This is a genomic window from Chryseobacterium sp. Marseille-Q8038, assembly GCF_965111995.1.
This window is the reverse complement of the sequence record NZ_CBCOPN010000002.1, coordinates 151,334-166,682: the sequence shown is the minus strand read 5'-3', so window position 1 is coordinate 166,682 and position 15,349 is coordinate 151,334. Positions and strand designations below refer to the sequence as shown.

General features: G+C 37.3%; 10 protein-coding genes. 4 read left to right on the top strand and 6 right to left on the bottom strand.

Features of this window, described 5'->3' with window-relative positions:
* Positions 1 to 295: 295 nt before the first annotated feature.
* Entirely contained in the window at positions 296 to 1,099 is an 804-nt protein-coding gene (locus ACWPWS_RS14660; RefSeq protein ID WP_454047012.1) for a hypothetical protein, read from the bottom strand.
* A gap of 103 nt (positions 1,100 to 1,202) precedes the next feature.
* Positions 1,203 to 2,516 (bottom strand): adenosylhomocysteinase, encoded by a 1,314-nt coding sequence (ahcY, locus tag ACWPWS_RS14655; protein WP_047421190.1) that lies wholly within the window; start codon positions 2,514 to 2,516, stop codon positions 1,203 to 1,205.
* 167 nt (positions 2,517 to 2,683) lie between these two features.
* Here ahcY and ACWPWS_RS14650 point away from each other — a divergent pair, with 167 nt between their 5' ends.
* Positions 2,684 to 3,202: a pyridoxamine 5'-phosphate oxidase family protein gene (locus tag ACWPWS_RS14650; protein WP_454047011.1), complete on the top strand. Its 519-nt coding sequence runs from the start codon at positions 2,684 to 2,686 to the stop codon at positions 3,200 to 3,202.
* On the opposite strand, the gene ACWPWS_RS14645 is transcribed toward ACWPWS_RS14650, so the two are convergent.
* Positions 3,203 to 3,385, bottom strand: coding sequence for a hypothetical protein (locus ACWPWS_RS14645; RefSeq protein ID WP_454047010.1), 183 nt, complete (start codon positions 3,383 to 3,385; stop codon positions 3,203 to 3,205).
* 527 nt (positions 3,386 to 3,912) lie between these two features.
* Here ACWPWS_RS14645 and ACWPWS_RS14640 point away from each other — a divergent pair.
* Positions 3,913 to 4,527, top strand: a complete 615-nt coding sequence (locus ACWPWS_RS14640; protein ID WP_213280211.1) for a 4'-phosphopantetheinyl transferase family protein — start codon at positions 3,913 to 3,915, stop codon at positions 4,525 to 4,527.
* Here the strand turns inward: ACWPWS_RS14640 and ACWPWS_RS14635 are convergent.
* Complete coding sequence (locus tag ACWPWS_RS14635) at positions 4,508 to 6,772, bottom strand: FUSC family membrane protein (RefSeq protein ID WP_454047009.1); 2,265 nt, start codon at positions 6,770 to 6,772, stop codon at positions 4,508 to 4,510. The two genes, ACWPWS_RS14640 and ACWPWS_RS14635, sit on opposite strands and share 20 nt — an antisense overlap.
* Positions 6,773 to 6,999: 227 nt before the next feature.
* On the opposite strand from ACWPWS_RS14635, the gene blaCHM reads away from it, so the two are divergent.
* The gene (blaCHM, locus tag ACWPWS_RS14630) at positions 7,000 to 7,758 is read left to right on the top strand and encodes a CHM family subclass B1 metallo-beta-lactamase (RefSeq protein WP_454047008.1); all 759 of its coding nucleotides are present in this window, start codon (positions 7,000 to 7,002) and stop codon (positions 7,756 to 7,758) included.
* 562 nt (positions 7,759 to 8,320) lie between these two features.
* Here the strand turns inward: blaCHM and porV are convergent.
* Positions 8,321 to 9,484 (bottom strand): type IX secretion system outer membrane channel protein PorV, encoded by a 1,164-nt coding sequence (gene porV / locus ACWPWS_RS14625; RefSeq protein WP_105680985.1) that lies wholly within the window; start codon positions 9,482 to 9,484, stop codon positions 8,321 to 8,323.
* A 59-nt stretch (positions 9,485 to 9,543) separates the two neighbouring features.
* Positions 9,544 to 13,446, bottom strand: coding sequence for a type IX secretion system sortase PorU (gene porU / locus ACWPWS_RS14620; RefSeq protein ID WP_454047007.1), 3,903 nt, complete (start codon positions 13,444 to 13,446; stop codon positions 9,544 to 9,546).
* 164 nt (positions 13,447 to 13,610) lie between these two features.
* Here porU and gldJ point away from each other — a divergent pair, with 164 nt between their 5' ends.
* Positions 13,611 to 15,212: a gliding motility lipoprotein GldJ gene (gene gldJ / locus ACWPWS_RS14615; RefSeq protein ID WP_105680983.1), complete on the top strand. Its 1,602-nt coding sequence runs from the start codon at positions 13,611 to 13,613 to the stop codon at positions 15,210 to 15,212.
* Positions 15,213 to 15,349 lie beyond the last annotated feature (137 nt).

Genomic DNA, 15,349 nt, shown 5'->3' with positions numbered 1-15,349 from the left:
GGCTAAGATATTCATTTTTTATAAATAGAGCCTAAGCACAGGGGAAATATGGGTAAAATACGGATGATGGTTAATATATTTTAAGTTTTAGCTAAAGCCAGTGAATTTTATTTAACGACCAACAGATTTATCATTCATCATTTATAATTACTTCCCTAGCCCCGATAGCAGCGGTTACCCCGGAACATGCGTGGGAGAGTAGGAGGTTGAGGTGTGGGAAAGGCTGGCGTGAGGAGTATGAGCGGATAGCGGGATCAGCTTATAAAAAAACTCCCCAAAATTGGAGAGTCTGTTATTATTGAGTGATATATTCGTAATTATACTGAGCTGAAAGGTTTCCGTTGGCTTCTTTTGAGACTACCTGAGTAGGTAAACCGGCGCTGTTGTATTGTATCGTGGAGGTTCTGGTTTGGTTTTGTATCCAGGTCCCGTTACTTTTGTAGCTTATCTTTTCTATCAGATAATTATTGGGGCTCATCACAATGGCTCTGCCCATCATAATTCTAATATACTTGTTGAGATTGGTATAGGGGTTCAGTTTATCATCGTAGGAATACACCACTTTAGTGCTGTAACTGGATCCTCCACCCTCTGAAATCTCTGATGAAATATTGTTTCCATTATAAGCATAGGTATCAACGATGGGATTGGAGCAGTCTGGCGACTGGCAAAGAGATGTAGAGATCACCTGTCCGTTGGGATTATAATTATAGGTAATCGTTCGGTTGTAATCCGGATGAGTGTCGTAGATTGCTTTAACGCTTGCCAGCTGATCTCCGTTATAATTAAAAGCAGAATAGTATTCCAGTGTCTGGTTGGTATTATAATGATTTATCTTTACAGGTTTCCCGTTATTGTATTCAAATGTGGAAGTTCCATAGGCAGACGAAGTTTTTATAAGCTGTCCCTGACTATTGTATTCAAGGGTTTCTACGCTGGTTTGAGGCTGTGATGGATTATCATAGTAAACTGTAGTGATTTTACTTAATAACATTTTTGGTTCGGAAGGATTATTGGTTCCTTCATTATCATCATTGCTGCTGCAGCTGTTAAGGAATACAACAGCGCTCATCATTCCCAGAAATAAGTAGTTTTTCATGTTATTTTTTTAGTTGACAAAAATAAGGAATTGCTCTGCGGCACTCCATAAAAAATCCCACTATCTTAGAAATAGTGGGATAATATCATATTTTATTTAGATCTTAGTATCTGTAGTACTCAGGCTTGAATGGCCCTTTTACGTCTACTCCGATATACTCAGCCTGCTCAGGAGAAAGAGTTTCCAGCTCTACGCTTAATTTCTTAAGGTGTAAAGCAGCTACTTTCTCATCTAAGTGCTTAGGAAGCATGTATACTTCGTTTTTGTAAGCAGCAGAATTGTTCCATAATTCGATCTGAGCCAAAGTCTGGTTAGAGAAAGAGTTAGACATTACAAAACTTGGGTGACCTGTAGCACATCCTAAGTTTACCAATCTACCTTCTGCAAGGATGATTACTTCTTTTCCTTCAATAGTATAGATGTCTACCTGAGGTTTTACTTCAGATTTAGTCTGACCGTAGTTTTTATTTAACCAAGCCATATCGATTTCGTTGTCGAAGTGACCAATGTTACAAACGATAGCTTTATCTTTCATTTTAAGGAAGTGTTCTCCTCTAACGATATTGAAGTTACCTGTTGTAGTGATGATGATATCAGCATTATCTACCACAGTGTCTAATCTTTTTACTTCATATCCGTCCATTGCAGCCTGAAGTGCACAGATTGGATCAATTTCTGTAACGGTAACGATAGAACCTGCTCCTCTGAATGAAGCTGCAGTACCTTTACCAACATCTCCGTATCCGCAAACTACCACTCTTTTTCCAGCTAACATTACGTCTGTAGCTCTTCTTACTGCATCTACAGCAGATTCTTTACATCCGTATTTGTTGTCGAATTTAGACTTAGTTACTGAATCGTTTACGTTGATCGCCGGCATTACCAGAGTTCCGTTTTTCATTCTTTCGTAAAGTCTGTGTACTCCCGTAGTTGTTTCTTCAGAAAGACCTTTGATATCTTTTGTAAATTCAGGGTATTTATCAAAAACCATGTTTGTTAAATCTCCACCATCATCCAAAATCATGTTTAATGGTTTTCTGTCTTCACCAAAGAATAAAGTCTGCTCAATACACCAGTCAAATTCTTCCTCATTTAACCCTTTCCAAGCATACACCGGAATTCCCGCAGCAGCAATAGCAGCAGCAGCGTGGTCCTGTGTAGAGAAAATATTACAAGATGACCAGGTAACTTCAGCTCCTAAAGCTACCAAAGTCTCGATAAGCACAGCCGTTTGGATTGTCATGTGAAGACATCCTGCGATTCTTGCTCCTTTCAGTGGCTGAGATGGTCCGTACTCTTCACGGATAGACATCAAACCTGGCATTTCTGCCTCTGCAAGAGTAATTTCTTTTCTACCCCATTCTGCAAGGGAGATATCCTTAACTTTATAAGGAACGTATTGTGTTGTAGTACTCATATGTAATGAATAGTTTTTAAATTCAATTGATAACGAAAGGCAAAATTACGATTAATAATTAAGATATAAAAACGGCAGATCAAGTTCAGTTTTATGAGATTAAACATGAATTAATATTATTTAGTCTTAATATAAATAATTAATTTTAGCTGATAAAAAAATATATTATGAACCATACCCATACAGAAAAGAAAATCAAACCCGTTGCTCCAAAAGTACAGGAACTGATCAATGCTTCAAAAAGTATCATCCTTGCTACTGTAGATGCTGAAGGAAATCCCAATTCAAGTTATGCTCCTTTCGTACAAGTAGATCAAACTTTTTATATTCTGGTTTCTTTCATGGCAAAACATACTAAAAATCTTGCTGACGGAAGAAAAACATCCATTATGTTTATCGAAGATGAATCGGCTACCAAGCAAATCTATGCCCGCGAGCGCCTTACCATTGAAGCAGCAACTTCTCAGATTGAAAGAGATTCTGAAGTATGGAACACTGTAGTTGCCCAACTTAAAGAGACTCACGGTAAAGTAGTGGAGGTAATTTCTGAAATGGGAGATTTTATTTTAATTGCTCTGCAGCCTGTGAAAGGATCTTATGTGAACGGTTTCGGAAGTGCCTACTTCGTGGATGCCAACCTTGAAATTGTGGAGCATAGAAATGATGTGAATCATCAGTCTAAGTAATTAAGCTGGGAGCTGGAAGAAGGATGCTGGAAGTTTGTAAAGATTAAGGAAGCAAAGAGTTTGTTTTTTTCTCAACGGATTCTTCGGTCTGAAAATTCTTTTTACCACGAATAGTAACTTCCATCCTCCCGCTCCCATCTTCCATCTTCCATCTTCCATTCCTTTCCTCCTTCCTTTTTTCATCAAACGATTTTTCTGACTTTATTTATCTCTTGTTTTTATAACGGATAGTAACTTCCATCCTCCAGCTTCCATCTTCCATTCCTTTCCTCCTTCCTTTTTTCATCAAACGATTTTTTCTGACTTTATTTATCTCTTGTTTTTATAACGAATAGTAACTTCCATCTTCCAGCTTCCATCTTCCATTCCTTTCCTCCTTCCTTTTTTCATCAAACGATTTTTCTGACTTTATTTATCTCTTGTTTTTATAACGGATAGTAACTTCCATCCTCCAGCTTCCATCTTCCATTCCTTTCCTCCTTCCTTTTTTCATCAAACGATTTTTTCTGACTTTATTTATCTCTTGTTTTTATAACGAATAGTAACTTCCATCTTCCAGCTCCCATCTTCCATTCCTTTCCTCCTTCCTTTTTTCATCAAACGATTTTTCTGACTTTATTTATCTCTTGTTTTTATAACAGATAGTAACTTCCATCTTCCCGCTCCCAGCTTCAAGCTTTTTTTAGTATTTTTGTCTCATATAAAAAAGAATGCCACTCTACAGAGATTTTTCAGATGATAATGCCACCATCCTTGTTTGGAAATATGATGAAAGTGAAGAACTTGATATCAACCAACTTCTGGAACCGGAAAATGCTGAAAAAGTAAAAGATTATCACCCTAAAAAACTACTGGAAGTCCTGATGGTGCGTAAGCTCCTGAAAGGATTAAAGCCCAATTCTAAGATTTTATACAAAGAAAGAGAGCCTTTTCTTTCTCCCAACGATGCAGAAATTTCTATTACGCATTCTTTTCCCTTTGCTGCCATTGCCATTTCTAAAAATAAAATAGGAATTGATGTAGAAAAATTCAATCCTAAGATTTTAAGGGTAATTGATAAATTCACCTATGAAAATGAGCGGGGATTTATTCCTGAGGATAAAGCGGATACTTTTTATACCATTATATGGAGTGTAAAAGAAAGCATGTATAAAATTCATCACTCAAAATATTGGTCTTTAAAAAAGAATTATGAAGTAAAGCCTTTCGAGCTGAAACATCTTCATAAAATAAGCTGCCGAGTATATGACGATCAGTTTTCAGATGAATTCAAAGCCAGAGTAGAGTTTTTCGACGATTACTGTTTTACGATTGTGGAGGAGTAGGATCTGTTTCATTTTTGTATTTTTCGATCACTTTTCTCTGTTCTTTTGCTACATCATAGATCAGCTCCAGAATATCGTGGATGTTTTTAAGCTCTGTTAAATGGGATACTTTATCAGGATCTCTTCTGTCAACGATATCATTTTCCTCAATCTCAGTTTTTCTTTTCAGAATCATATCTTCAATAGAAGAATCTTCCGGCTCAAGACGGCTTTCCATTTTCAAGGTTTCATTGATATCATTTCCGTTGAGAAGGGTAGAGGTTTGCTGCATTTCGGCTTCAATCTTTCTGCTCCAGCTTTCAGCATCTATTTCAGGGTATTGCTCATTGCTTTTGGAATATTGAGACAGGGAAGCGGTATAGGCCGTAATCAGATGTGAGGTAGCTACAAACTGGTGGACAACTTCCAGTTTTTTCTGCTGATTTTTAGGATCGGAAATCATTCTCTGGAAATTATCGGAAAGGTTGGCCAGAGAAATGATCGCATTTTTTCGTTTTACCTTATAATCTTCAAGGTCAAAATTTCCCTGTAAAAATTTAGAGATCACGCTTTGAAAATAAATAAGATTGTCTGCTGCCGATTTTTTCATCAGATCCAGGTTTTGGGTATGTTCCCAGACCGGAAGCACAATATAAGACACAGCAAAAGCAATCATTCCGGCAATAGCGGTATCGAAGATTCTGTCTTTAAAAATAATATTGACTTTCCCGGGATTTAAAAAATTAAAACTCAGGAAAACATAGATCGTCATGAATAATACCGCCCAGAAATACCGTCCTTTCAGAAAACTGAAACACATGATCATGCTGATCAGCAGAATGGCAAATAAAACCCCATTAATATGTATGAAGTGCAGAATGGCATAAGCAATACTTGCCCCTACAATTGTTCCATAGAGACGAAGAAGGTTTCTCTGTTTGGTTATGGAATAAGCCGGCTTTAAAATGGCCGTAATGGTAATTAATATCCAATAGGTATGTCCCAATCCCAGAAAATCGAACATGGAAAAAACATATCCCAGCAGCAAAGCTGTTGTAATTCTGATGGCATGGCGGAAATGAGAGGATGATAACGAAATATTATTTCTTAAAACCTTGGCATTAAGTTTAGGCTCATTAGGCATGAATTTTTTCAAGTCTAATCCCGTAGATAAACTCTTCGCCAGTTTGATATCCTGTGAAAATACTTTATAGATTTCGTTAATTTCTTTCGTAATTTCATAGATACGCATCAGGATCTGGCGCAGAATCATGAAATTTTCCAGATTGTCAGGAGAAAGCTGTTTATTTCTGAGTTCGAAATAATGGTAGTTTAAGTTCTTTAATTCCAGTTCCAGATTGGACATAGGTTTTGCTCTGGTACCGCTTTGCAATGCGATTCCGATATTGGTGATCTCTTCCGCCAAGAGATTAAGATAATCATGGATATTCACCAGGATCATGCTGTCTTCAAAGCTCTGCTGTAGCTTTTGATAGTCACTTTCAGAGGTCATCAGCTTTTCATGAAGGTCCATGGAATTCAGAAACATCAGCATTAATAAACGGCTGGTGGTTGTAGATTCATTGACGATCGTTCTTGTTTTGAAAACTGTTTCCCTGGTATCTTCCTGCAGGTTTTTTATTTCAATCTGCTTTGCAATAACCTGAGTGGTCAGTTTATTAAAATCCGGATTCTTCTGATAATAATTGGCTTTAATCTTTAAAAACTCAGCCAGCTGAAGATAATTTTCTCCAATCATCTGGCTTGCCAGTTTATACGGACGAATGGTGGTTACAATAAGAAATATGAGTAGAAACCATATACAGCCGCATGCAAAAATCAGCAGACTTTTAAAGATATTACTTCCTGTAAGGTGGCCATCAATAAAGATCGCGAGTACAACAAGTGATAGCGACCCTACAGCGGCCAGTCTCTGTCCATAAACACCAATGAGGGAAAAAAACATCCCGAAAACAATGACTTCCAGCAATACCAGTACTTTGATATTCATCACAAGACTTGCAATGAGCGCTACAAATACAAAACAGCAGATGGCAAAAGTAAGGGCATTTCTTCTTCGGATAAAAGGTCCGGGCTGGTCGGTAAGGGCTACAAAGCTGGTTCCTAGTGGAAAAAGGAAATATTCTTTCAAAATCCCAAAGTGGGCGAGGACTAAACAAGGCAGAACAGTAGCTAGTGTAATTCTGATGGCAGAATATACATACTGACTGGTTACAAATTTTTTTAGTTCCGCCGAATAGTTCATACTACAAAAATAGCTATTGAATTTAAGAAAATCGCCATAAAAAAGAGACTTTTCTCAACTTAAATGTTATATTTTTTTAATGAGATGTTATTGTATTTAAAATAAACTGACATACGAAGCAGATTGATGATTCATCATTCATACATATCAATTTTAACACAACACCTAACAAATCTTGTTCCATGAATTCTTACTTTAGCTTATCTCAACTTTTAAGTAACAGTTTCATGAAAAATACTATTAAAAATCTCTTCTTTATATTCTTCTCTTTTTTCATTCTGAGTTGCGGCTCACAGAATAAGGAAAGTTTTAAAGCAAAGAAAATATATGAGTCCAGTAATCTGATCATCACCCAGATTTCAGAAAATTCTTTTATCCATACTTCCTTTAAGCAGACGAATGACTTCGGGAATGTACCTTGCAATGGATTGATTGTAAAAGATCATCAAGAAGCTATTGTTTTTGATACTCCTACTGATGATAAAAGTTCAGAAGAATTGATACAATGGATTAAAGGGAAGTTGCATGCAAAAATCAAAGCTGTCATTCCCACTCATTTTCATGATGACAGCTTAGGAGGATTGATGGCGTTTCACAAAAATGGTATTCCCTCTTATTCATATGTGAAAACAATTGAATTAGCGAGAGAGAATAATTTTGTTATTCCTGAAAATGGTTTCAATGATTCTGTTGTTTTGAAAGTAGGGGACAAAGATGTTATGGCAAAATTTTTTGGGGAAGGGCATACGAAAGATAATGTTGTTGGATATTTCCCAAGCGAAAATATTCTTTTTGGCGGATGTTTGTTGAAAGAGCTAGAGGCAGGCAAAGGATATCTGGGGGATGCAAATGTTTCTGCATGGTCTGAAACTGTTGAAAAAGTTAAGAAAGAATATCCCCGTGTGAAAATTGTAATTCCGGGACATGGAGAGTCTGGAGATGGAAAGCTCCTTGATTATACCATTGCACTGTTTAAAGGTCAATAGTGAATTTTTGCTTCGCAAAGTGAATGGTGAATGGTTGTAGTATGTGAAATTGACGAGCGGAGCGGATTGACGATTGACGATTGACAGTTACTCTTTCCTATTTTCAATAGTGAATTTTTGCTTCGCAAAGTGAATGGTGAATGGTTGTAGTATGTGAAATTGACAAGCAGAGCGGATTGACGATTGACAATTGTTCTTTCATATTTTCAATAGTGAATTTTTGCTTCGCAAAGTGAATGGTGAATGGTTGTAGTATGTGAAATTGACGAGCGGAGCGGATTGACGATTGACAGTTACTCTTTCCTATTTTCAATAGTGAATTTTTGCTTCGCAAAGTGAATGGTGAATGGTTGTAGTATGTGAAATTGACAAGCGGAGCGGATTGACGATTGACAATTGCTCTTCATATTTTTCAATAGTGAATTTTTGCTTCGCAAAGTGAATGGTGAATGGTTGTAGTATGTGAAATTGACAAGCAGAGCGGATTGACCATTCACAATTGCCCATAAAAAAAGCCTCATTACAATGTATGAGGCTTTTTTTATATAGCTGTTGCTCTTTTTTAACGATCGTTGTTGGATGTTTCTTCTCCAATGTTCCAGGTAAGACCGAAACGAAGAGTGTTATCCAATGCACTGTTGATTTTAGACATATTGATCAAATAAGAAAGATCCAGTCCGAAAGAACGGTATCTTAAGCCGACACCCGCTGTTGCAAACTGTCTTGCTCCCTGCTCTTCACTTTCGTGGAAGTAACCTCCTCTTACAGAAAAAGCATTGTCATAAGAATATTCTAAAGCACCACTGTACATGATACTGTTTTTATTTTTGAAAGATTTTCCAATACCAGCCATTGGTCCTACATTCGGGATTTGATAAATAGGCTGTCTTGTATTCGGATCTATTCCTGCATACTCAGATCCTGGAACCAAAAGTTTTGAACCTTCTACAGAAATTCCAACTCTGTTCATATCATCCAGGTACATATCGTATCCAACCCCTAATCTTGCCATTGTAGGAAGATAAGATCTTGATTCTTCATTTCCTGTATAATCCAGTTTCGGACCTAAGTTCTGAATAGCGATACCGGCATTCACTTTACCATCATATCCACCGATACTTGAGAATCGTGGAGAGGTATAGTATCCTGAAACGTCTACCGCAAAAGAGTTTGCTGCTTTAAGCGTAGTATCAGTATTGAATCCTCCGGCTAAGTCTGAACGGATGAATCTACCGGTAACAGCACCGGAGAATGAATCAGAAAGTTTCAAAGCATAGGCAACGTCAATAGAGAATTCGTTTGGTTTTGATGTACCCATTGAAGCAATTTCTGTACCTACCAGCTGAGTCAGGTCTACCTGTCCCATATTGAAATAATAGATACTTGCAGAGATGGTAGATCTTTCTTCCTGCCCCAAAAACTTATGAAACGAAGCATATAATAAGAATACATCATTGGTAAGTTTTCCCATGTAAGGCGTATAGTTAAGACCTACGGAAGAACTTGTCCTGCTGAAGGGATATTTAGCCGCATTCCAGAATTGTGAAAAGGCATCCGGAGAGGTTACCACACCTTGATCTCCCATACCTCCCGATCTTGCATCAGGTGCAATTCTTAGGAAAGGAGCTCCGGTAAGAACTGGGTTTACTTTACCTAAATCTTGCGAATAGCCTAAAAAACCAGCACTCAAACCAAATCCTAAAAGCAGTTTAGTAGTTAAATTCATATGTTGTCTTTTATATATTATCAGTTTTTTATTAATATTATTGTCTATGTTCTATTTTATTATTTCAAAAGTACCATTTTTTCTACAGCTGTAGCACTTCCTTTGCATTTTTCTTGATTTTGACTTTTTGCAAATATCTTAAAAATATACGTACCTTTTGCTACCGTAGACCCAAAATCATCTCTTCCGTCCCATTCTATTGCCTGACGAGGGGTTCTAAAGCCCTGTAGGAACGGTTCTGCGACTACTGGTTGCGATAAAGTTCTTACGAGTCTTCCGGTTATAGTATAAATTTGTACGTTCACATCCAGAATGTCATCACAATTGTGTTCAAACTGAATATATGTTTTATTGGTAAATGGATTTGGCCAGTTCAGCGGACGGTTGATGGTCAGGTGTTGGTCAGATTCATCTTTAACTTCAAAATTTAACGTAGCAGTTGTGGAATTATTGTTTATATCCCAAACTTTAAATGTTAATTGATGTTGCCCTATGGCAAGATTTCTGAAAGGATAGGTTACATTCCCTTTTTGATACTCTGCAAGACTAGGATTTAAACATCCGTTTCCTTCTCCTGCCGCATAGAAATCATTCAAAACAACAGTATTGATAATCTGCCCGTCAAGATATACTGTAATATCGTGGCCTACTCCTGATCCTGTTGAGTTGATTCCTGTATCATCCGTAAGGCAGGCAAGAAGCATAGGGTTCTGGTTGGTAATACCACCATCTGCAAAGTTGGTGTTATTCATATACAGCTTTACTTTTGGAGGTTGATTATCATTAATTCCGTTAGGATTAATATCCCCCACCTGTACAGTCTGGTTATTGAAAACATCTGTTGATTTGTTGTCTGCATAGGCTAGTATTCTTCCCTGGCCTACAGCATAGTTAATATCTTTAGGAACATAAAACTCAGCAGTGAATACTCCGTTTACCGCAGTTCCGGCAGATTTTACGATGGCACTTCCTTCTTCAGTATAATCTAAAACCGGAGTTAACACGCCACTGTTATTTAATGTTTTCTTGTTTAATCTCTTATCAAAAATATTGATGCTGACTTTTCCGTTGAAGGTATTATTCAATGTTCCGTTTGGATTATTGATGTGTCCTTTTATCTTTACAAAATCCAACCCTCTTATCAGTCCTGGAACCGGAGTTTCAATATTATCAATGACTAAAAGTCTTTGTGGTCTGCTTAATTTCATAGCAGGATCACCCAATAAGTTTACTTTTAAGTGATTGCTGTTTGGTCCTTTTTGTTTTTTAGCAATTAAGTGAGCATTTCCTAACGAATTAAAATCATCGTTGGTTAATTTAAAAATATTCTGAGTAAATGTATTGGTAAAATCACGTCCATAATCTACCCCAATAGCACGGCTGGAAGTAATCATTGTGGAAACACCTCCCTGCTTCATCTTAATAAACTGTTCCCCTACAGAGTTGGTGGATGGTTCATCCCATAATGTAAATTCACAAGTGATGGTAGAAACGAATGGAAATCTGCTGTATACATTAGAGAAATTGTTGGCATTCTGAACCTCACTACTCGTCAGAACTCTTTCCTGTGCCCAGCCATTGATTCCTCCATGTCCGAAATAGAACAGATATAAACTGTTTCCGATAGCATTGGAAATCGCCTGATTTACCTGTGGATATCTTCGTCCTCCAGAGGTACTCTGAGCAGTAAAGGCATCCATATATAATTTTTTGACATTATATTCTTTAAGATCCGTCTGGCCTGGCTGCTCAAATATACTCACCAGGGAATTGTTCATTACGTTATGAAACGGACCTCCACCTTCATCATTATCATCTACAACAAAGTCAAGCCTCATACGCCAGTCTCCGAAAGGACTTGACTGTCCCTGAAGAGAATTGTAATAAGCCAGTGTTTTATTGATCATATCTCCGGCTTCACTTACATTGGCTGCAGGAATTCTACCAACGGGCAGATCCGGTAAGTTATTTTCAATTAATAGCGTGGTCTGCGGTTTGGTCATGACGATATAATCATCCGTCACGAATGATGAAACGTAGTCTGAAGACTGCTCACTCTGATAGCTGGCAACAACGTTTGAATTATTCGGAACTCTGTTTTTATAATCATATGAAGCATCCCCCAGGATAAATACATACTGAAGTCTGCCCAGCGGAGTGTTCAGTTTGCTGACAAAGTCTCTTATTGCAGTAAGATCTTTACTTCCGCTGCCATATTCCTCATAGATTTTGTTAATGTCAACAATTTCTACCTTATAGTTATGGTGAGTCTGATGATAGCTGGCAAGTCGCTGTGCCTGTCCCATCATTTCAGGTACGGTAAGGATGAGATAATCTACATTTTGTATGGCAGAAAGATTCTGGTTGGAAATTCTTCCTACAAACTGAGGACTGAAAGCTGCATCAGCACGGAAAGCAACAAACTCATTGTTGAAATTCTGATCAGCTGCGGTATAGGCAAAGTTGAAAGAACCGGCTCCTGCTTTATTCACTCTTCGGTTTGCATTGGTAATATCCGTAACGTCCCATACCTGTTCAATATTAGCAGCATTACTGATACTGAAACCATAGTCTGTATTACTTCCACTTACAATCGAATAATCCCTGAAATTCATCTGTGAACCATTGAACGCAAGATTTTCTTTATACTGAACCTCTACATAATCAAAATAGAAGGTTCCATTTGGATTTTTGGAAATATCAGGGTTATAAACCAGTGTAAACTGGTTTCCGGTAAGATTGGTGAGTGTTCCGGAATACGTTACAGGATAAAAGGTATACTGATAACTTGATGTATCCGTAGGGATAACCTGTATCGGATGCGGATTTAAATTGTTGATCTTAAAATCAACAGTATTTTGTTGGGAATTATAGGCTACAACCTGAGTTCTGTATCGTATCACATCATTCGCCTGTATAGGTGAATTGGTAGTAAGCGTTACTGTTTTTTCATTAGTGAAAGGCGTATCTTCTACCCATGTTCTCCCAACCTTTAACAGGTTTTTCTGATCTTTATTGATCACCTGGTAATTGTCATACCTTGTAATCATCTGGGCAGGAAGGTTTCCGTCAACAGTCGGAACTCTTTTTCCCGTACCTTTATCAAAATTGATATAATAATAAGAGAAATCTTCATAGATGTTTTTCACATTATTACTTCGCTCACTGAATCGGGTATCGTGTCTTTTAAAACCATTTCCATTGGCAGTATCATAAAGGTTGTATCCATCCGGGCCTTGCGCATAGAAAAGAGCATAGTCATTATCATTCCATACCCCATCATCTTCTCCTACTACCTGAATGGCATTTTCCTGTAAAGCACCATATCTTGGATCCTGATTGTATTCAGGAAGCATTACCCCTCCGTTTCCGTAAATTCGGAAGTTTTTAGGATTTACAGAACTCGGATTGATTCCATTATCTCTTAAAAACTGTGAAGTGATTTTGAATACTCCGGACTTGTCTACCTTTATTTTGTAGAAGTTTCCACTGGATAAAGGATTAGCAGTAGTTCCTATTTTATTAACCGTTCCTGTAGTATTGATAAAAGAAGAAGCTTCAGAAACATTAAATGAAGACAATCTCTGAACACGGCCCTTTATATTTTTAAATAAAGCAATACTAATGCTGGCATAGCTTTCACCGTTTAAAGTATAATATGAAACATCGGCTACATCATAATCAGGAAGTCTGCCTTTATCCAGCTCAAACAAATCCTGATTGGAAACACCTTCCCAAACAAGGTCTGAAATTTTCAGCTGCTTTTCTCCAATTTTTTGTTGGGTTACTATAAAAACATTATTTTGGCTGAAAGAAAAACCTTCATTTTTAAAATTGGGAAGATTTAATTTTGTGTCACCAAAATCCTGGATTTTAGAACCATTCCATTCTATGGTGTTTCTCTGGGCGTAAAGTGTTGATGCAAAAGCGATTAAAGATAAAAGAGTTATTTTTCGTCTCATGTTTACTATTGAAATTGCTAAATTACAAAATAAATCAAAATTTTAGAATTAAATTGCGATACAATAAAATTAATTTGTTAACGTTTTTCAAAAAAATCAAATGTTTACTTGATTTATTGAATAATTTATTTTTTCTTTGTACTTTGAAAATATTTATATCGACTATGAAAAAACTAAAGTTGTTTTCATTAATAGCATTAAGTTCTACACTTGCATTAACCAGTTGTGGCGGATCAGGAACCAGCAAAGGTGGCGGTACCAAAAAATTTGTCAGTAAAACAGGTTGGAAACCAAACGAAAAACAAGGTTGGTTTTTTGCAGGAAAGCAACAAAAGCAGAAGGGGTGGCCTGGAATGGTATATGTAGAAGGTGGAACTTTTACAATGGGATTAGTGAAAGATGATGTTATGCACGATTGGAATAACACACCTCGCAGGATGCAGGTAAGTTCATTCTTTATCGGTGAAACTGAAATTACTAACTACGAATACCGCGAATACCTTACATGGTTGAAGTATGTATTCCCACCAAGTGACCCGAGTTTTAAGGAAATCTATAACGGTGCTTTGCCGGATACCTTATTATGGGACAACAAATTAGCAAGAAACGATTATAATGAAACTTATCTGCGTTCTCCGGAGTTTGATTACTATCCGGTAGTAGGAGTTTCCTGGACTCAGGCAAACAGATACTGTGAATGGCTGTCAGACAGAGCGAACGAAAAAGCTTTGATGCAGGCTGGTATTATTGCTAAAGATTTGTATATCAACGAATCTAACAACCAGGGAGGTACTGCTTTCAACATGGATAAATTCAAATCGAATGATCCTGAAATGCAAGGGTATATCAACGAGAAAAGAATGCAGCAAAAAACAGGTATGAAAACTACCAACCAGAGATTGCTTGCTGCTAACAGAGCTCCTAATTCTGCAATGGTACAGAAGTTCAGACTTCCTACCGAAGTAGAGTGGGAATATGCAGCTCTTGGTATGGCTAAAACCAGAGAATATAACCAATATCTAGGTAAAAAACCTGAAATCGAAAGATTAAGAGGTACTAAAGGAAGAGACAGAGGAATGTTCCTTGAAAACTTCAAAATGGGTAAAGGTGACTACTCAGGTATCGCTGGATGGAAGAATGACGGTTCTGCTCAAACTTCTGACGTAAGACAATATCCTTCTAATGATTTAGGAGTGTATGGTATGTACGGAAACGTTGCTGAATGGACGGCTGATGTTTACAGACCAATCATTGATGAAGATTACAACGATTTCAACTATTATAGAGGTAACATGCCTCAGGCAATTGTAAGAAACGGAGACGGTACTTATAAAATGATCGACGAAGGTACTATCAAATATGATACTTTGGCTGACGGAAGATTAGTTTACAAAGGACTTCCTGGACAATTTGAAAGACAGACTATCGCTGACTACAGAAATTACAGAGATGGTGACAGACAATCTTCTTTAGAATATTACAGAGCTTCTGATTCTGCTGCCGGATTCGATATGTACAACGCTCCTAAGAAAAGCTTTGTTGTAGATGGGACAGGTAGAGTGAAATTACAGAAAGACACCAAAGAGAGAACTTCAGGAATTTCTAACGAGGTTAGAGTTGTGAAAGGAGGTTCTTGGCAGGATACAGCGTATTGGCTGGATCCGGGACAAAGAAGATATAAAAATCAAAACAGAGCTTATGGTTGGGTAGGATTCCGTGTTGCACAGGATGCTAGAACTAACGATAAGAGTAGAACTAGAAGATAATATTTATCAAAAAATACTTATAAAAAACCTTCCGAACTTTCGGAAGGTTTTTTTATTTTTGAACCATGAAATCGCTTCGGTTAAAAAGTCTAAAACACTCATGTAGATTTGGCGATTGCATGTGACCACTTTAAAAA